The following is an 18,750-nucleotide window of genomic DNA, read 5'->3' on the forward strand; positions in this document are numbered from 1 at the left end:
GACTACTTCTTCTTGAAGATAAAAGCGGCTTTCCCCGGAAAGCCGCGATGAACCTCTTTTATTGAGTGGGTGCTGGATTCGAAATCTAGCTCACGAAACCTTAGAGATTGAGTCTACTCAGTGATCTCTTGCAGCACTTCTCCGATTGACCCGCTTGGTTGGGTGATACCCAGTTTGTTCGAAAGCGTTGGCGCAATGTCATATGGCGTCACTGCTCGCGATACCTTCTTAGCTTCAACGTCGTAGCCTGCAAAGATCACAGGCACATGAGTGTCGTATTTCCACGGAGAACCATGTGTAGAGGCAATTTGGAGGCCTTCCATGTCGTTAATGTAGCTGCGCGGTGCAAATACTACGTACACGTCGCCAGAACGAGCAGGGTGGTAGTTGTTTTTAATTAGCTGCATCACATGCGTATCCGGTACTCGGTTAGCCGCAATGTCACTACTTGATACAGCAAACGCAACACCTTTCACTTTTGCAATTTCATCCGCAATAGCTTCTTGGACCTTAGCCAGATCAAGCTTCTTCTCAGCGATCAGATCATGATTCAGATAGATGTAAGGTTGTGCGTACAAGCGAATCGCGTCTTTGGTTAAACCAAATTCATCCTTCAATCGTTTCTCAACACCACTCGAGAGTAGTGTGTCTTTATTGAAGTATTGAGCTTGATTGAAACCAAGCGCATTTGCCGCAGGTGAAGATTCAGGTACACCGTGGTCGGCAGACAGCACAATCAATGTGTTTTCTAGCCCGACTTGGTTATCCACGGTTTTGAAAAGCTTAGCGAGAGTCTTATCAAGTCGGATAAGGTTGTCTTCTGTTTCTAGGCTTTCAGGGCCGTAAAGGTGCACCACGTAGTCATTTGATGAGAAACTCACTGACAGATAATCGGTCACGTCGCCTTGGCCAAGCTTCTCTTGCATCAACAAGGTGCTAGCGAAGTTTTCCGTGATTTCGTCACCAGCAGGGCTGACGGTTAGCGTTGTGCTGTAGTACTTGTAACTTGCCGGGCCATAAGGATGAGGGAAGGTGCGTTGGAAGTCACCGAGTTTCACTTTGTGTTCGGTATCGTGTTCTTGCAACGTGTATTTATCACGCGGTAATGAGAGCTCCCATTTCTGTTTGGAATACTGAGCAGCAATCGCTTTCTCGTTCCAGCGTGATACCCAATCTGGATACTCGTCATAGTAATAGTTACTGGTGACAAACTCCGATTGTGCTTTGGAGAACCAGAAGGCTTTACCACTGTGTCCTGCCAATGAGATTGCGCCGCGGTCTTTCACTGATACACCGAATACTTTTGATTTGCCACTATTGGAAATCGTCAGTTCGTCACCAAACGTGGTGGAGAGTATTGGCTCTGGAGAGCGGCCATCGCCTTGTGCTGTCTTCTGCGTTGGGTCGATCTCTGTTGCTTTATCGACACCTGCACCAGAGGTCAGCATTTGGTAGTTACCGTCTTCTACGTTATACACCAAACGTTCTTCGCTACGGTCATACCAAACGTTACCTACCATGCCGTGTACGCTCGGTGGAGCACCTGTTGCAAGCGACACATGGCCCACGATCGTTTCCGTGTTGCCATGTTGGTAGTTTGCGTTGGTGTAGTAGGTACCATCATCCATTAAGTACCGGAAACCGCCTTCACCGAAGTTGTGCTTATATCGTTCGATTAGATCTGCGCGCAGGCCATCTACCGTGATTTGAAGGACTAGATTTGGCTTTTCCTCAGCTGAAGCTGGGAGAGCGCAGAGTAACGCGAGGGTTAGTCCTGAAAGCTTGGTGTATTGCATAGAGTTTCCTTATTCACTGTTGCCGCTGAGTTCTAATGTTTGGTCAGGTTTCCAACGTTTGGCCAGATTTGTAACGTGTGTGCAGTGCGAATCGTATTTTTAGTATTGTTGGTGACGATTATTGAACCATAACCTTCGGCATCTTTAGTTAGTTCGCTTCGTTAGCTAGTTCACATCCTTAACTAAACGCAGCCCCATATCTGACATAGTGATCGATTGGCTTGTGAAGTCACGACGGTAACTTTCAGATTCATTTTCGTCATAAGCAAAGCTGCCACCGCGAACCGATTTGTGTGATAAACCGACGTCGCTGTGTTTTGCGTTGTTAGGGTTGTCTGTTGGACCGAATCGGTAGAAGGTGTCATCGAAGGCATCGATAACAAACTCGCCCACGTTTCCTGTCATGTCATATAAGCCTAGTTCATTTGGTTTCTTTAGCCCGACTGGATGTGCGCTATTTTTAGAATTTGCTGAGTACCACGCAACATCATCTAAGTTATTGGAACCACTGTAAGTATAGCCTTTACTTTTATTGCCACCTTTGGCTGCAAATTCCCATTCAGCTTCAGTAGGCAGACGGTATTCTTCACCCGTTAATTCATTCAACTGCTCAACAAAATAGTTTGCTTGCTGCCAACTAAGGTTATTGACCGGAACTTGTGGGTTTTGGAAATAACTGAGAGATGAACCCATCACCGATTCGAACAATTCTTGAGTCACCTCAAACTTCGCAATATAGAAACTATCTACAGTTACATTACGTGCAGGACGCTCTGCTTTGGTCGCTTCTGGACCGTTCGACCCCATGGTGAATGTGCCGCCTTCAACCAACACCATCTCTTGGTCAATTTGTTGGGCGATGGGGTGTGTAGGCACGCTTGCACAGCCACTCAGAAGGATAGTCATGGTGACGCTGCTAATTGTTGCTAACTGTTTGTAATTAAGAAATTTCATCACGTGCCTCAGATGTTCGAAATAGGGTCTAATTCTAACGTTTAAGGTCATTCCTATTGGTTATAAAGGGTATAACATGTCACCTGATCGAATAGGAATTATGATGGGTCCAGAATACTAAAATAGGTAGGTAAATCATGCATATTACTCAAGGTCCACAATATAACGGTAAAGCGTCTAAGCGCTTGCATGTCATGGCTAAGCCGATTGGCGCAGCATGCAACATTGACTGTAAATATTGTTACTACCTAAGTAAGCAAGATTTGTTGGAGTACAAGAAAGGCAGTTCTCCAAGAATGGATGATGAGACGTTAGAAACCTACATCCGACAATACATCGAAGGTCAAAACACGCCAGAAATTATCTTCTCATGGCAGGGTGGTGAACCTACCATGCTTGGTTTGGCCTATTTTGAACGTGTGGTTGAACTACAGAAGAAGTACCAACCTGAAGGTGTATTGATTTCAAACGACTTACAAACCAATGGCACGTTACTGAATGACGATTGGGGGCAGTTCTTAGCAAAGAATAACTTCTTGGTCGGCTTAAGTATTGATGGCCCAGAGATGCTGCATAACGCCTACCGTACTAACCGAGCCGGTCGTGGTACGTTCAAACAAGTGATGGCGGCTGGCGAGCTGTTGCACAAGCACCAAGTGAAATTCGCGACGTTAACCTGCGTGAACAACCTGACCAGTCAAAATGCACTAGAAGTGTACCGATTCTTACGTGATGTGGTGAAGTCGCCACAAATGCAGTTTATCCCTATCGTTGAGCAAAAAACCTTTAGAACGGTTGCACCACAAACATCCCAAGTAAGCGAGCAGCTTAAACAAGGCGACAAACGCCTGATCCCCGGCCATAAAGATTCAATCATGGAATCGTGGTGTGTGTCGGACTTGGCTTGGGGTAACTTCTTGATTTCTGTGTTTGACGAGTGGGCCAAGAACGACATCGGCAAGGTGTTTGTTCAGTATTTTGAAGCGAGCGTAGAAACATGGATTGGGCGTCCGAACCCACTGTGTACCTTGAATGAGATATGCGGAAAGGGCTTGGCAATGGAGCCAAATGGCGACGTATTTTCATGCGACCATTATGTTTACCCTGAATACAAGATTGGCAATATTCATCACGAGAAACTTGAGGATTTGGCGTACAGCGCACCACAGCAAAAGTTTGGTTTTGCTAAATCCCGTACACTGACCAGTCAATGTCAGCAGTGTGATTACAAGTTCGCTTGTCATGGTGAGTGCCCTAAGAACCGCTTTATCAAAACTCGTGTAGGTGAACCGGGTTTGAACTACTTATGTGCTGGTTGGCATAAGTTCTTTTCTCATGTCGATAAGTCGATGGCGTACATCGCTCGCGCGATGGGGCATCCGGTTGCTCATGGTAAATTCAGCGACTCAGTATTGATGGCGCATCGAGCAAAACAGGCGCAACAAGCTACGTTCGAGACCAAGTTTTAACTCGTTCTTTGGATCAACAGGTCCAAGAAAAATTTAATCAGATACGAGTCTAAGGACAGGCTAAGTTCTCCAGTTTAAGGTAATACTATGATGAAGAAGAGTTTAGCGACGGCTGTTGCTTTATTGATTTCAACGTCCGCATTAATTTCAACGTCTGCGATGGCTGCGAATAGCGTTCAACAAACGGTTGACGCGCCAGCACAAAATATCAATCAAGTGCTTGAAATGACGGACACTCAAACCCGCATTCAACAGTTGTCTTACATGGCACAAGATCAGAATCAATCTGTTGAAAATCGTACTGGTGCACTGCAAGAGCTTGCTTCATATCCAAGCCAAAATGCGCTGGTGGCGGTGGCAAGAGGCTTAAAAGATCAAAACCCTGAAGTTCGTGAAGCGGCGGTTATCGGTTCTGAACCTTACCAACTTGAACATCGCTGGGCGTTAGTTTCCCCCTTGCTAAAAGACAGCGATACCATGGTTCGCCATACGGCAACGTCAAACCTAGTCCGTGACTTCAATGCATTGGATGACGAGCAGAAAGCACAAATTGAACCACCAGTCATAGAGCTTATTAGCTTCTTGGAAACGCAAGAATCTGAAAAGTACCAATTACTGTTTGCTGATGTGCTTCGTTGGCACAATGACTGGGATAAGGCGGAAACGGTTTATCTAGAGCTGATCAATACGCATCCAAAAGAAGCGCAAGTTTGGTTGAGCTACGCAGATAATTTTCGAGCTCAGAACAAAGATAAGCAAGCAGTCGAAGTATTAGATCGTGGTTTGGAGAGCGTGCCAAACAACGCCGCTCTGCATTATTCGAAATCGTTGACTCTGGTTCGCCTTGAAGACAAAACTGCGGCAGCCAAAGAGATTGAAGTGGCTGCGAAGCTAGCGAAAGATAACAGCTACTACTGGTACCTAAATGGGGTATTACAAGAAGAGTTGGATATCGACAAGTCGACTAAATCGTTCGAGAAAGCATATTTGATCTCTGGTTCTCCAGAGCAGCTATACGCGGTATGCGATATCTATGTGCGCTACGGAAATGAAAAGACCGATGATTGCTTAGGTGAGCTAGGTAAAGTAGCTCCTGACTATGTTATTGATCAGTTGAAAGATAAACGAGTAGCGCCAAGCTCATAATATCCTAATGAGTAATTAGCGAAGCCTATAATGAAAAGCCAGTCGACACGTTCGACTGGCTTTTTCGCATCCATGAACTGCTTAGACGAGGTTCAAGCAACTAAAGACAAAATAAGGGCAAGCCTGTTACTTGCCCATTTCGTTTTATTATTCACCCATAGAGCTTGATGTACGGCGTCTGTCGGTCGCGCCATAGATCTTGCCATCTTTGACTTCAATGGCATTCAAGCCACTGACGACTGGAATGACATGCACCGGATAACCGAGCTGCATGAACTCTGGTACTAACATTTCGGCGTAGGTTTTCTTTTCGACGAGCAAACCCGTTGGGTCGTAAGGTTTGGTGCGATCAATCTTTGTCTTTTTGGTAAAACAGCGCAAAAGTACCGCCGCCAATCCCAGTCATATCCGGTTCAACCACCGACATTGTCATCTGCATCGCCACCATTGCATCGACTGCATTACCTCCTTGCTTGAGTACCGAATACCCAGTGCTGCTTACATATGGATTCGTTGCACTTACCATAAACTCTTCGCCAGTTTCGTCTGGCGTAATTGGAAAAGGATTTGGGTTAGAAGACGAAACTCAACATGATGGTATAAAGGACGGCATCTTTGTCATCAAAACCAGTAAGTGCGTTGAAATTCTCAACAAAGGCACCGTTTGCTTTACGAGCCTCAAAATATTGCACTTCGCCATTGATGGAGACGTTAGGTAACACATCGTAATCCACACCAATTAGGTAGCTGTTTCCTGTTAGGTGTTCGTGAGAATCAAACTCTGCTCCGTAAACGACGTATGGAGTGAATAAATCTAGTCTGTAGCCCAAACTAGCGTACATCGAGGACGAGATGTCACTGATCTGTCCTTCACTTGTCAAAACAAATTGACCCAGTTCGTATTCTGCTCCTAATGACCAAAGTTGTATATGCTGGTTATCTTGCTCAGTTCTGAATGGGGTCGGTACTCCGGGAATTGTTGTGATAACAATCTGATCGAAATTTGAATCTAGGAAAGATAAATTCCAACGGTAGCTATCACCGCTTAGCTGCAGATTTGCGCCGAGCATGCGATTGGTTTCAAATTCCAGTTTTGTAGTCGAGTTGAAATCTACGTCATTTTTATCTTTTATGCCGATAAACGGAGTAAGTAAAAGAGTAGCTTCGTCACTGACATCGTGAGTCCAGCTCACTTTTATGCCATTGAAAGCTGTGATTCCGAGAACGCTGTTATACACCTCTGTAGGTGGCCTCGCGGTCATATAGGCTTGGCCTACATAGTAGTACTCAGAGGCAAGGAACAGTGGCAGTCGTAATCGACCAATGCTGACATCAAAGTCATTAAATTCATAACCTAAGTAAGCCCACTCTAGCTGCGGCTCACTCCAATCATATTGGGGTGGCTTGACAACTTGCACGGAAGCTTTGAATGAGTTGTAGAAGTAATCGAGTTGAACACCAAATGTGGTATCACAGTCGTAACAGCTCTCATCAGTAAAACCGCGGTTGATGATTAATGGATTATCGTTATCCGATGTTGCCCAAGACGTTGAGCCAAAGCCACTCAAGGATAAATTATCGGTAAGTTCGATATTCGCAAAAGCCGGAGAGGCCATTGAGGCACATAACACTGACGTAATTATTCTTTTCATATTATTTCTCCGAACTTATAACGTAGAGAACGTTGGCATTTTGAGGAACCGAAGAGAGTGGGGAGTAACCAATACGGTTTGGTTTGTCATCAAGCCAGTCGACTAAGCTGTCGGTTGACGCCGTTTTGATTTCTCTTGGATAACGCGCTTTTCCTGAAAAAGATAAACCAGCCCAGTGTGCATTCATTTGAGCGGCATTTTTTCCAAGCAAAAGCTGATAAAAGTCCTCTCTTTCGGCACTGTTCTCAGGCCAATCAGACAGTTCAACACGTTTGCCATTGAGGTGCTTAGTTTTCCCTCTATAGAGCTTTCGCGCTTTGTTTATTGATATCTCTTCAAATCCGGAGTCTAAAGAAAATATGGCATAATCTTCAGCGGCGTGAGCAGGGCTTAGAAAAAGCAAGCTTCCTAATAGCCCTACCGCGACTGGCAACATGACTCTGCGGGGAAGTGTTTTTATTGTTCTAATCCAATCCATGAGGTATCTCCTAACAAGTCGCACTTTCTATTTGATGGAATAGCTTTTCTTTTCTTACGGGCTTCGCTACGTATCCATCCATTCCGGAATCAAAGCACTTTTGAATATCATCATCGATAACACTAGCGGTTAACGCGATAATAGGAGTTTTGCTTAAGCCTTGGTTTTTCTCGTGTTCTCGAATCTCCTTAGTTGCCGTGAAACCGTCCATAACAGGCATCATGCAATCCATCAAAATAATGTCGAAGCTACTGTCGTTCTGGTACATATCAACGGCAATTTGTCCGTTGTCTGCAATTTCAAAGGCATATCCGGCCTTCTTCAGCATGATAGAAGCTACTTTTTGATTGACGCGGTTGTCTTCGACTAGCAAGATTCTCTCTGATTTGCTCGGAATTGCGTTTTGTTCCGCTTCTTCAGGCAAAGTACGTTTGGTCGCAGCCCCGTTGATAATTGGAGTGACAGTTGCAGGTTGTTTCTTAGGTTGAGCTTTATAGGAAGCTGGTAGTGGCATAGCTTCTACCGCGGTGAGTACTTTCTCTTTAAGCATTTCGAACTTGAATGGTTTTGGTACATAGTCATCCATACCAACGTCGAAACACCTCTGAATATCGTCATCGATGACACTGGCGGTCAATGCAATGATAGGGATGCGTCGCGTCGCTTCTGTTTCTTTTTCAATTCTTCGGATGTTGCTTGTTGCATCAAAGCCATCCATAACCGGCATCATGCAGTCCATGAGTATCACCGCGTAATGAGGATTAGCGGTGAACATGTCCACAGCTTCTTGACCATTATTAGCGAACTCGAATTCAAAACCACTTTTACCGACATGAAGACCAGCAATTTTTTGGTTGATCTTGTTGTCTTCAACGATGAGGATTTTGTGTTGGATCTCGACTGATGTCTGGCTTGCTTCTGATAGTTCCGCCAAACCTCGTGTATCACAAAGCTCAATAGCTTTAATTAAACGCAAGCCGAGTAGGGGCTGTGCGACTTGTGCAGTAACGCTGTCACCAAGATTCGCTGGCTCACTTAAGAAGGAACGTATCAAACAGATAGTGATGCCGTTTTGGTGCAGCTTTTCTAAGTTATCTGCGTGGGTATTAGCTAGGAATGCGTCATCTTCGGCGAAAACAACAGTAATAGGTTTAGTGTGTTTTTGAGTGGAGAGCTGCTCTGTAATTGCCGTTATATCATTCGTTTTATCGGTAACCTTCAAACCATAAAGGTTAAGGTCGGACTCGATTCGCTCGGAGAGCATGTTTTCGTTACCCAGCACATAAATATCAGCCGTTGCTGTACTTGGTTTTGGCAGTATCAAGTCAACAGGCAATACCAAGTCGAAGTAGAAACAGCTTCCTTCACCTTTGACGGAGTCGAGTTGAATTTGACCACCCATCAGCTCTACCAACTGTGTACTGATGGCTAGACCAAGACCAGTACCACCAAATTGACGTGTGGTTGAATCGTCTTCTTGAGCGAATGGTTCAAATATCTGTTTTTGTTGCAGTGAATCGATACCAATACCCGTATCTCGTACAGCAAATCGAATGGTGGCATTGTTATCTGCTTTGTTGAGCGTTTGAATTGATAATGTGACGCCACCTTCAGCCGTAAACTTCACCGCATTCGACATAAAGTTCATCAAGATCTGTCTTAAACGGTGATCGTCTATCATCACGCGTGCTGGTGTATCTGGGCTGATATCAACGTTAATCGATATTCTTTGTTCTTTCGCTTTTGGTGCCACAATAGAGGCGATGTCGTATATCGACTCTCTAATCGATGCAGAATGCGGGCTGATTAATAGCATGCCAGACTCAATTTTAGAGAAGTCTAAGATATCGTTGATTAAGCTAAGGAGCAGTTGGGATGAAGTTTCGATCGTATCAACATAGTCACGTTGTGTCGGTGTAAGCGGCGTATCTGCGAGGATTTCCGAAATACCAATAACACCATTGAGCGGGGTGCGAATTTCATGAGACATGTTGGCCAAGAAGCTACTTTTTGCTTTGCTGGCTTGTATTGCGTTGTCTTTCGCGTGTTCGGCATCCTCTTTGGCTCTCTCTGCGTCTTCTTTTGCTACCGTCAATCTCTCTTTCGCGAGCTCTCGTTCGATGGTCAATCGTTCAACTTGCTGAGCAAACAGACTGAGTTCATCTTTACCTTGGATTAATTTATCTAAAGAAGGGCGCGTGTCATCATTTTCGCTTTTTAAGAAAGCTAACACCAAATTAAGGTTGTTAGTGACTTGTCTCGCCAAGCTAAGAGTTAAACCCATAACAATCGCTGCCAGCAAAGCGACGATTGAAATAAACAGGGTTCGTTGTATTTGCGCGTCATAGATGGCTTGCTCAACTTCTTGTTGAAACTCTTGCTTGATTACGCCGCCAAGGCTTTGTAATAAGTTGAGCCGTGCGCTCATCGCTTCTAAGCCGACAGACACTTCTTGTGGCGTCAGTTGGCTGATTGTATTTAGGTCGAGTAGCGCGCTTCTTATCTCTTGGCTTTGAGCAAACACATCATTTCGAAACACTTCAACCATCAAAGAAACTTGATGTTCGTTGGCGTTCAATGAAACAAAGCGCTCTAAGAACAATTGCTGTCTTTCACTCAAGGTTTTGATCTGTTCGGCGAGTTCTGGGTCGTACTCTTGGCTGATTTGGAAGATCTCAATCAGTGAACTACCAAGCTTGAACTCTTCGTTCGACCAAAACATCAACCACTCAAGTTGTTGAAGGGCAGTGAGGTGCTGTTGAATTTCACGTTTAGTGTTTTCAAAAGGGACTTTCTCTACTTCAAGTAACAGTTGCTTGTATAAATCGCTCTGCCATTCGAGGGCATCCAATTTATCGTAAGTGTCAGTCACTTGCATCGTCGATAAGGTCGCTTCGCTGAAATCGGCAACAAGTTGATTCATTTCATCAGATGCGTCTAAAAAAATGATGGGAGACAGGTTTTTAAGTTCTGCCTTTACTTGGTTGCTTTGAGTAGCAAACTCTTCAGGGCTAGAGGCTAAGGTACTTCTATACAAAATAGAAATATCTTGAAGATAGACAGATAACTGATTGGTTCGTTCAAAATCGGTTAACTGAGTCGTTAATATATAAGCCTGTCTACCTGCTAGGAAGAGTAATAATGAAATGGGAAGTAGAACTAAGCCAAAGAGTTTATGTTTGACTGAAAGGTTATTCCAAACCGTAATCGCCATATAAGGATCCATCCAACTGTCGTTATATAAAAACAGTAGAATAAAAATGCCGATATGGAAACTTTGAAACGGTAAATTTTACGTAAGTGTGGGAGAGGTATAAGTTCTTGTGATTCCAGAGCTTATTTTGAAATGCGTTCTTTTATTAGTGATTTATAGCGTTTGGCAGTTTGTTTAATTTTATGCTTATTGATGAATCACTTAAAAAGCTTACTAATGAGAACGATTGTTATCGAGGCTTAATTCGAAAAGAAGTTGCTTTAAAACCGTTTTTGCAGAGGGTTCTAATGTCCAAATTCCGAGCATTCTGTTAAGTGCGGCGCGATACACTCTGTTTTTTAGTAGGAAGGCGAGTGTGCTCGTATCATTGCTGAATACGTGCATTTGTACGATGGTGAGCTCTGCTTTGTTCTCAATGTCTATTTTCTGAAGATTGAAAGCGGGTAGGAAGGCAGACTCATACCAAACCTCAACGATCTCTCGAAGCTCCATCTCTTCTTCAGGTACATCGCACTCCTGAAGTTGGTGGTTTTCAGGAATTGCGGATAAGTAAGCTACATCAAGCTTGTCTGCAACGAATGTGTACATATTCTTCCTTGTTACCTGTGGTATTGGGGCGAATCATCCCTCTCGCTTATGAATTTGTCAATTATATCCATTTCCCTAAATAGCGAATTGTGATTAAGCGTTGAGGTTTTAGCTTAAGCTGTTTAAGTATTTGTCAGTTAAGCCAAAATATTTCAAATTCCCATCCGGCTCTAACACTAAACTCATGTTTGATGTTGCGATCAAACCAGGGTCGTTAGTCGAAAAAATCACGGTCTTATTCAACAATTTATCGGAGAACAGGCGATTAAAGTATTGAGCGTTTTCTTGCTCTGCACCGTTGAACGGTTCATCAATGATAATCAGAGATTGCTCACAGTTACCTAGGCCAAGTGCCAGACGCAGTTTTTGTTGAATTCCATTCGGAAGACTTTTGCATTTATCCACGCTTAACTGAGTAGCCAAGCCTTCCGGAAGCCATTCATCTAATTCGAAGAAGCTGATCATCTCTTGCATCTTGTCTGTTGGAATCAGTCCGTTGTGTAAAATGAAGTTGGTCTCAAGTGAGCCTTCAAAAATATGCAAATTGAAAGGGATGTAGTTAATCGACGTGCGATAACGGTAGCTATTGAACTGTTTAATGTTGTAACCATCGACAGATACAGCGCCTTGATAGCGGTCTTCTAACCCAGCAATGATTGAAATTAAGGTGGTTTTACCGCAGCCCGTAGGGCCACAAATGACCACTTTGGCACTGGGTGGCACTTTGAAACCAAGGTTGGTTAAGCCGGTCGCCGCTCCTGCATATCGGTGACTGACTCCGCTGCCCACAATGCTTCCTTGGAACAGGCGAATAGGTGGGCTTTTTTCTAAGGTCAATTTGTCGTCATTCATCGACATCAGGTTGTTTATCTGTGCTGATGAAGCCTTGATCGATTGGAACTTGGAAATTGAGTTATAGATACCCATGATTGGGCCTAACGCTTTCCAAACCAAAATAACGGTTGCGAGCATGGCACCCGCATCAGAAGTACCTTCCATAACGCCGATTACCGCGGTCACGATACTTGCTGTACCAATCACTTGAATCAAACTGCCACCAGCGGCCTGAATCTTACTGTTAGTCACGGCAACGTTCTCTGCATCGCTGGTGCTTTGCATATGCGATGCACTGAATCGAGATTGAACGACACGAAGTAAAGGCAGGCCTTGGATAGTCTTGATACCACGAAGAATTTCATTCCATTGATACGAAACCATCGCATTGGCACGCGAACTTTTGGATGTGGCTTGCGAGTAGATATAGCGCGAGTAAATACAGAACACTAACATCAGTATTAAGCCGCCCATCACCACCAATGCCGCTGTACCAGACATCAGAGCAATGGCGATGATAAATACAATCACAAACGGCATATCAAAATAGCTAAGCGTTGATTCTGCGGTCACCAAGCGTCGGAAGGTATCGATATCTTTCAAACGCGCTAACTGAGAAGAGACCCCAGCTGTAGATGTCATCGCATAAGGTAGCCACAGCAGCTTAGATATAACGGCTTGCGAGATGTGCACGGCGAGATCTTTACCGGACGTGGCAATGATATTTACCCGCATCTTTTTAAAGAAATACTCCGAGAAGCCAACAATAATGGCGAATAAGGTTAACCAATAGAGTGTGGCTTCGGAGCTCGAAGTCAGTGCGAAGTTATATACACTCATAATAAAGAATGGCTGCAATGCACCGAGAATACTGATGACGAAGCTCAGAATGATCAGGCTTTTAAGTTCATTGTTATAACGATAGAAAGCGTATTTAATCCAATTACTTCTGTCTTGCGATTCCGGAGGTGGTTCGCGGAACAGACGAGAATATTCGCTAATCGCAATCAGCAAGCAGGGCTTTTTACACATTGGGTATTCAATGGTGTTGTTGTTCGTGTAATCAAACAGCAGCAACTTTCCATCTTTGGTGCCTAAGAAAATCGCACTTAGATTCTCTATTTCAATAAAGCATGGGTGTGGGTGCTTATCGATATTCTCGAGTGTCTTTAGTTTAGTAACATCACAGCGATATCCAAGGCGCTCTATGGTTGCTGTAAAGCTGTCGCCATCTTTGGGTTTTGGAATAAAAGCATCGCTGAGTATTGCGGGTGTGCCTTCCCATTCGAGTGCTATCAGGGTGTAGGCCAAACCACGAATAAGTGGCGATTGACTGTAACGTTCGTCGTATCCACTAGATTCAAAATCCAAGACACGTTGCGGCACATTATTGAAGTCAACTAGGATACTCATTGGTCACCTCCGGTAAGTTTTACGCGTTTGAGGCGGTGATTAAGTTTGTCCATTTTATTGCTGGCGATGATCAATATTTTGTCATTGGCGCGATAAGCCGTACTGGTGAGAACGACTCTCGCAAATTCCTCATCAAAGACACAATCGATGTCATCGAATATCAATACACGCTTACTGGCGAGCAGGGCACGAACTAATAATAAGGCGTAGCCAACTTGGCGAGAGAATGGGTTACGCATATGGCCTTTGAGTTCTGTATAAAACCCGGCAGGAAGCCCATCAATTTGCGCTTTGATGTTCATGGTTTCACACAGTGCAAACGCCGTGTTATTCAAGCTTGGTCGGAAACAGGTCAGGTTATCGATAATCGTCCCTTCTACGAACGAACTGGTCTTATCAACCATCAGAACACTGTTACGCCAAACGTTGTAATTGACGTCATCCAAAGGCGTGTCGTTAATCATGATATCGAGTTTGCTATCACTGTTCTGACGCGTAATACAGTTAGCGAGGTGGGTCTTACCTGAACCACTTTTCCCTGTCAGCAAATAGGCTTGTCCGAGTTCGAACTCAATACGCTGCTTTTCAGAATACTTAACCGAAATACGTTCAACTTCTGTTGTTTCATGTTGGTGTTCAACAGAGGCGGCCAATTCAAGGAGGTCAGCGATACGTTGGATATGGAGTTTGTTTAACTCCCAGCGGCTCGCGGTTCTCATTACCTGTTGATATGGCGCAAAGTAACGGTTGGTTAGCATGATGATCGCGGCCATGATGCCTTGACTCGATTCCATATTGATTACGGCAGTCGCCAAGACCACAACAACGCAAGCAATGGATAGCTGTTGGATGAGCGCCAAAATCAAGCCAAAGTTCGACTCGATTTGCTCATATTTGATGTTCTGCACTTCACGCTCTTCGACCATTTGTGTCATCAGGCTTTCAACGCGGTACTCCATGTTTCGCGCTTTAATATCAAGCGGGCTAGAGATGATCTCAATGATTTTGGAGGTAGTTAACCCTTCGATGTCTGACTTATTCTGCAAGCTACCAATCTTTTGTTTGGAAAGGCTCCACGCAAAAATAGCCAAGATGACAGAGGCAATTAGAAGGGTGATACCAGCCCATATGTTGATGAGACCGATGATAAGTATAGTAATCACGCTAACAGCAAGGTTGATAAGCGCTCGAACCGATTCTCCACCAAAAAAGGTCTTAAGTTCAGGAATGGTTGAGATTCGTTCTAGGTATTCGCCTGGTTCCAAACGACGGAATTTAGATATTTCCGCCAAACAGATGGATTGGAATACCTTGTTGGTTAGGTTGGTTTCAAACTGCCTCATGATAACGGAAGATATCTTCTCTTCCTGACTTTTTAAGTGGTAGTCGAGGAAGATGGAAATCAAAATAATCGCGAACAATAAGAACAGCGTATCTTGTGCTTGGTTGGGTAACACTCGGTCAAAAATGATCAGAATAGAGAAGGGCAGTACCAAACCAAACAGGGTCGATATTATCGTTGAGAAAGTCAGATAACACTTATCTGCCATGTTGATTTTTTGCGAAAACTGCTCAGTTTGCATTGTGACCTCCTTTTCTCAATGACTCCGTTGAGAGAAGATGTTTTGGCACCAAATCTTGATTGTCGCGACCTTCAATATCACTCATTAATTGCATCACGCTTTCGATAGATTGAATTGAGAGTATTCCCTTAATTTGCTCAAGCTTGATGGTCTCGATGATGTAGTCGTATCGTGCGCTTTCATAGTCTCTTAACGCGCTGAACAGCTTACTTTCCGCCGCCAGCAAGTCGGTGATGGTACGCGTGCCTAATTGGTAGGCTCTTTGGATCCCTTTATAAGACGCGTAGTTGGCGCGAATGATGTTTTCGTAACTGCTTATAGATTGCGAGAAATCGTTAATGTTGAGCACGGAGGTATTCACACTGTTACGTGTGGTGTAAAGCGAATCTTGGTAAAGCAGCTCAGTACGTTCGATGGCCGTCGATGATTTTTGATAGCCGTAGTAATCAGAGCCACCAGACAAGATAGGAACTGCTAGGTTTAACCCAACACTGGTTGAGTTACTTTCGCCTGTCGCTGTAATGTCGGTTTTGTCGAAGTTATTGGCGTCATCGTGTCGATAGCTGGCTGAAAGCGATACGGTCGGTAAGAAGTTCGAACCGCTCTCTTTTAAGCTTCTGCGGCTTCTCTCGACGTTTTTCTTAGCCACTAACAAGTCGTTGTTGAGCTTTAACGCTTGATCCATGATTGATCGTTGTTCGGTTTCGTTTATCTCTTTTAAAGGCACACTTTCGTAGATATCTTGAGACGGAGTGATAGGGTATTGAATCTGAATCGATAGCCCGTTGAGAATGACGCGACGGTCTTTCTGCAAGGTTCTCAATCGATTCGACACACCTTCTTTCTGAGCAATCACTTCGTAAAGCTCACTGGCGGCTGTATTGCCGAGTTCCACATTGCGTCGCATTTGATGTTCACGCGTCTCAGACGACTTAAGCTCTACCTTGGTCGCTTTAATTTGTGCGTTGTTTTTCAAATACTCAAAGTATTGAGAGCCGATTTCTGAAATAGTGCTTTGGATTTTGTTCTCGTGTTTAATCTCTTCAATGTTGAAGTCGAGCTTTGCCGTCCCATATTTGAAAATATCGCCCAGATTGAAGATCGATTGAGAAAGGGAAAGGCTGTAGCTGTTCGAGTTATAGCTTGAAGTTTCATCAGGCACACTTGATAGCAAGGTTTCATTTTCATTCCATGTGGTATCGGCAGCACCATTGAGGGAAGGAAGAAATTTTGAGCGGCTGATACCAATGTTGTACTCGTTCTCTTCGACCCCTTTATCACTCGCCCGAAGAGAAAGGCTGTTCTGCAGACCGAGTTCTACCGCCTCAAGCAGGGTAGTCGCCGATGCTGAAGGTGTCGTGCTTAATGTAAGCGCAGCTATGATGCTGCTAGTTAAGTTTTTGTACCGCCACATACTTGTTGATCACCTTGATGATTTGGTCGCTTTTATAAGGTTTGCTGATTACGTAATCCATTCCGGCCTCAATACAAGCCTGGTGTTCGTTACTGCTGGTCAATGCGGTTGCACCTATGATGGTACAAGGGTTTTTCTCGTTTTCTTGTTCGAATTGGCGAATGCGTTTTGTGGCTTCTATGCCACCCATACCCGGCATGATGCAATCCATGAAGATGATGTCAGAACGCTTGTTCATAAAGTGCTTCACGGCATCGGCGCCATCGCCAACCATGTCTGGTTCATATTCTTGTTTGGTCAAGATTCGTTTCAGTAAAATTTGTTGAACTCGGTCATCCTCTACGATAAGGAATGAGCTGTTTTCCATCTGTTCTTCCGATGCTTCCGCTTCCATAATGGTGAGTAGGTTTGGAATGAACTCATAAGGGATAGCAGGGGCGTTGATGATTTTGTCGACGAAGCTATGACACTCTTGTGCTTGCTGAGTGTTGGTCACTGACAACAGTAACTTGGTATTTGGGTGGTTCTTAAGCTGAGATTTCACAGTCTTACTTAGTGAGGGCAGTTTGTTGGGTTCAAAGGTATCGGTGAGCATAATCGCATCGTAATCACCGAACGTTTTCGCCGCTGAGAAAAGCTCATTTGCAGTGCGAATCTCGGTGATATCAAGCCCCAAGTTACTGAGCATTTTCTTCATCACATCGATGCGAACTTGAGTATTAGCACACAAGAGTAAACGCTTGCCATCAAAGCGAGTTTTCTCTGTGTGGAAGTTCTTAGCCTTAAGATCAAGCTCGATCTGAAAACGTTCCTGAGCCCCTGACTGGAACCAGTGGCTCTCGTAATATCCGTAATCCTTCAGAACGCTTTTCGCTAAGTCATCTGTGCTGGCTGTATGGTCTTTGTGTGCGCTCCAATGGAGTTTGTTGAGCTTGGCAACAGAAACATCCAGTGTTGATAAGAAGTTGAGGTTGATGGTGACACGGGTATTTTCCATGTCTGAAGCCGCACCCGATTCAATCGTTACAAACAGTTTCTTATTTGATTTGAGTTGAATAGCGTTAGAAAGTTGAAGGAACAGTATCCAGAATAAGCTGGTGGATTGGCCTGCAACACGATTCGGTAAGTTGTCAGAGATAAAACAGTCAAGTTGGCTTTCATTACGTTGTACTTTGGCACTGATATGAATCATTAATTCAGATAACACGCTCAGTAAAGAGAACTCTTTCGACTTGCTTTCCGTACCCTGTGATATCAAGCGATTATAGTTTTCTGCTAACTCAGATAGTGTGCTACACGCAGAGGTAATATCGTTCGCCATCAACACGCCGTTTTCATCGGTTTCTTGAACCAGATATTGGACACCACCGTTGATGGTGTTTGTAATTCCGCGAATCTCATAACCGATCAGCGCATACAACTGTTTGTAGAGATCGTTATTGCGCTTTTGGTCTTCTAATTTACTGAAAATAAGTTTGAGATGAGAGTAAATCTGACGCTGCTTGGGGTTGATGCTAACTTCATTAAGAAGCTCTTCAAGACGTTGTAAATCTAGCTGCTTCAGCTCTTGATACAGGGCATCGAATTCATAGTCGATTTCGCGTTCGTTAGAACTGGATTTCTTTAGCTTCAACATAGCAACTGAGTTGGATAGAATCGTAATCACAGCCAATATCACGACCACCATAAACAACCAGATAAAGAACTCGTTTTTTTCTGACATTAAGTCATTTGCATGGTTGTTAAACATGGTGCGATAGTTGTCGTCCATCTGCAGATAGTTATTGGTCAATGAAAGGTACAAGCCTAATACGTCGTTACGTGTTTTTGCGCTATCGGAGAAACGATTAATCGCCAATTCCAGTTGTGTGTATTCAGTTGCCCCAACCAAGCTGAACTCGGTTTTGTTCAACGAGGCTAAAGAGCGAAATTCATCAATTTCAAGCTTCAAGTTAACCAGGTTGAATTGGTTAGTGCCGCAAGTGTTGGTACTTAAACACTGTTGCAGAGTTTGAATATCTTGTTCTATGGTCTGATTAAGCTTCTGGGCTTGTATGAGCAGTGGGGCGCTTTGCACTTGTGCGACTGAATCTATTTTTGACCAAGAACAGTATAAATAGAAAGCGAGCGCAGCCAATACCACGCTAAATAGTATGCTTAGACGTAGGGCGGGTATGGAAATATTGTACGAAGGTTTACCGCTCATTGA

General features: G+C 44.1%; 13 protein-coding genes and 1 pseudogene. 2 read left to right on the plus strand and 12 right to left on the minus strand.

Translation table 11 applies throughout. The features are described from left to right. Positions 1-113: 113 nt before the first annotated feature. Together AB6E78_RS05785 and AB6E78_RS05790 are read right to left on the minus strand one after the other, a co-directional pair. Positions 114-1,796 (minus strand): alkaline phosphatase family protein, encoded by a 1,683-nt coding sequence (locus AB6E78_RS05785; RefSeq protein ID WP_102332856.1) that lies wholly within the window; start codon positions 1,794-1,796, stop codon positions 114-116. Between the two features lie 165 nt (positions 1,797-1,961). Continuing rightward, entirely contained in the window at positions 1,962-2,750 is a 789-nt protein-coding gene (locus tag AB6E78_RS05790; RefSeq protein ID WP_372134151.1) for a formylglycine-generating enzyme family protein, read from the minus strand. A 137-nt stretch (positions 2,751-2,887) separates the two neighbouring features. On the opposite strand from AB6E78_RS05790, the gene AB6E78_RS05795 reads away from it, so the two are divergent. Together AB6E78_RS05795 and AB6E78_RS05800 are read left to right on the plus strand one after the other, a co-directional pair. After that, positions 2,888-4,219: an anaerobic sulfatase maturase gene (locus tag AB6E78_RS05795; protein WP_372134149.1), complete on the plus strand. Its 1,332-nt coding sequence runs from the start codon at positions 2,888-2,890 to the stop codon at positions 4,217-4,219. Positions 4,220-4,306: 87 nt separating this feature from the next. Then, positions 4,307-5,365, plus strand: coding sequence for a HEAT repeat domain-containing protein (locus tag AB6E78_RS05800; protein WP_017060468.1), 1,059 nt, complete (start codon positions 4,307-4,309; stop codon positions 5,363-5,365). A gap of 147 nt (positions 5,366-5,512) precedes the next feature. Here the strand turns inward: AB6E78_RS05800 and AB6E78_RS05805 are convergent. The 10 genes and pseudogenes from AB6E78_RS05805 to AB6E78_RS05850 form a co-directional block, all read right to left on the minus strand. Then, positions 5,513-5,725, minus strand: a pseudogene (locus AB6E78_RS05805) (gamma-glutamyltransferase); the annotation flags it as partial. After that, positions 5,715-5,891, minus strand: a complete 177-nt coding sequence (locus AB6E78_RS05810; protein ID WP_372153742.1) for a gamma-glutamyltransferase — start codon at positions 5,889-5,891, stop codon at positions 5,715-5,717. The pseudogene AB6E78_RS05805 and the gene AB6E78_RS05810, both read right to left, overlap by 11 nt. A gap of 46 nt (positions 5,892-5,937) precedes the next feature. After that, positions 5,938-7,017, minus strand: a complete 1,080-nt coding sequence (locus AB6E78_RS05815) for a sulfate ABC transporter permease (RefSeq protein WP_102332853.1) — start codon at positions 7,015-7,017, stop codon at positions 5,938-5,940. Position 7,018: 1 nt separating this feature from the next. Continuing rightward, positions 7,019-7,495 (minus strand): hypothetical protein, encoded by a 477-nt coding sequence (locus AB6E78_RS05820; protein WP_017060466.1) that lies wholly within the window; start codon positions 7,493-7,495, stop codon positions 7,019-7,021. Positions 7,496-7,505: 10 nt separating this feature from the next. After that, entirely contained in the window at positions 7,506-10,709 is a 3,204-nt protein-coding gene (locus AB6E78_RS05825) for a response regulator (RefSeq protein ID WP_372134147.1), read from the minus strand. Positions 10,710-10,922: 213 nt separating this feature from the next. Beyond that, complete coding sequence (locus AB6E78_RS05830) at positions 10,923-11,297, minus strand: hypothetical protein (RefSeq protein ID WP_372134146.1); 375 nt, start codon at positions 11,295-11,297, stop codon at positions 10,923-10,925. Positions 11,298-11,405: 108 nt separating this feature from the next. Next, positions 11,406-13,544, minus strand: coding sequence for an ATP-binding cassette domain-containing protein (locus AB6E78_RS05835; RefSeq protein WP_050646083.1), 2,139 nt, complete (start codon positions 13,542-13,544; stop codon positions 11,406-11,408). Continuing rightward, complete coding sequence (locus tag AB6E78_RS05840; RefSeq protein ID WP_372134145.1) at positions 13,541-15,127, minus strand: ABC transporter transmembrane domain-containing protein; 1,587 nt, start codon at positions 15,125-15,127, stop codon at positions 13,541-13,543. The genes AB6E78_RS05835 and AB6E78_RS05840 overlap by 4 nt, the downstream gene beginning before the upstream one ends. Then, positions 15,117-16,541, minus strand: coding sequence for a TolC family protein (locus AB6E78_RS05845; RefSeq protein WP_017069471.1), 1,425 nt, complete (start codon positions 16,539-16,541; stop codon positions 15,117-15,119). The genes AB6E78_RS05840 and AB6E78_RS05845 overlap by 11 nt, the downstream gene beginning before the upstream one ends. Continuing rightward, positions 16,516-18,747 carry a response regulator gene (locus AB6E78_RS05850; RefSeq protein ID WP_372122741.1) on the minus strand — a complete coding sequence of 744 codons (2,232 nt, stop codon included), beginning with the start codon at positions 18,745-18,747 and terminating at the stop codon, positions 16,516-16,518. The genes AB6E78_RS05845 and AB6E78_RS05850 overlap by 26 nt, the downstream gene beginning before the upstream one ends. Positions 18,748-18,750 lie beyond the last annotated feature (3 nt).

The sequence above is a fragment of the Vibrio sp. 10N.247.310.98 genome, from assembly GCF_041467395.1.
In the GTDB taxonomy this organism is placed as follows: Bacteria; Pseudomonadota; Gammaproteobacteria; order Enterobacterales; family Vibrionaceae; genus Vibrio; species Vibrio crassostreae_C.

Bases quoted from the DNA above. Each gene is read 5' to 3' on its own strand.
- AB6E78_RS05795 (WP_372134149.1), top strand. From the start codon at position 2,888: ATGCATATTACTCAAGGTCCACAATATAACGGTAAAGCGTCTAAGCGC.
- AB6E78_RS05815 (WP_102332853.1), bottom strand. From the start codon at position 7,017: ATGAAAAGAATAATTACGTCAGTGTTATGTGCCTCAATGGCCTCTCCG.
- AB6E78_RS05800 (WP_017060468.1), top strand. From the start codon at position 4,307: ATGATGAAGAAGAGTTTAGCGACGGCTGTTGCTTTATTGATTTCAACG.
- AB6E78_RS05820 (WP_017060466.1), bottom strand. From the start codon at position 7,495: ATGGATTGGATTAGAACAATAAAAACACTTCCCCGCAGAGTCATGTTG.
- AB6E78_RS05835 (WP_050646083.1), bottom strand. From the start codon at position 13,544: ATGAGTATCCTAGTTGACTTCAATAATGTGCCGCAACGTGTCTTGGAT.
- AB6E78_RS05810 (WP_372153742.1), bottom strand. From the start codon at position 5,891: ATGGTAAGTGCAACGAATCCATATGTAAGCAGCACTGGGTATTCGGTA.
- AB6E78_RS05840 (WP_372134145.1), bottom strand. From the start codon at position 15,127: ATGCAAACTGAGCAGTTTTCGCAAAAAATCAACATGGCAGATAAGTGT.
- AB6E78_RS05785 (WP_102332856.1), bottom strand. From the start codon at position 1,796: ATGCAATACACCAAGCTTTCAGGACTAACCCTCGCGTTACTCTGCGCT.
- AB6E78_RS05825 (WP_372134147.1), bottom strand. From the start codon at position 10,709: ATGGCGATTACGGTTTGGAATAACCTTTCAGTCAAACATAAACTCTTT.
- AB6E78_RS05850 (WP_372122741.1), bottom strand. From the start codon at position 18,747: ATGAGCGGTAAACCTTCGTACAATATTTCCATACCCGCCCTACGTCTA.
- AB6E78_RS05845 (WP_017069471.1), bottom strand. From the start codon at position 16,541: ATGTGGCGGTACAAAAACTTAACTAGCAGCATCATAGCTGCGCTTACA.
- AB6E78_RS05830 (WP_372134146.1), bottom strand. From the start codon at position 11,297: ATGTACACATTCGTTGCAGACAAGCTTGATGTAGCTTACTTATCCGCA.
- AB6E78_RS05790 (WP_372134151.1), bottom strand. From the start codon at position 2,750: ATGAAATTTCTTAATTACAAACAGTTAGCAACAATTAGCAGCGTCACC.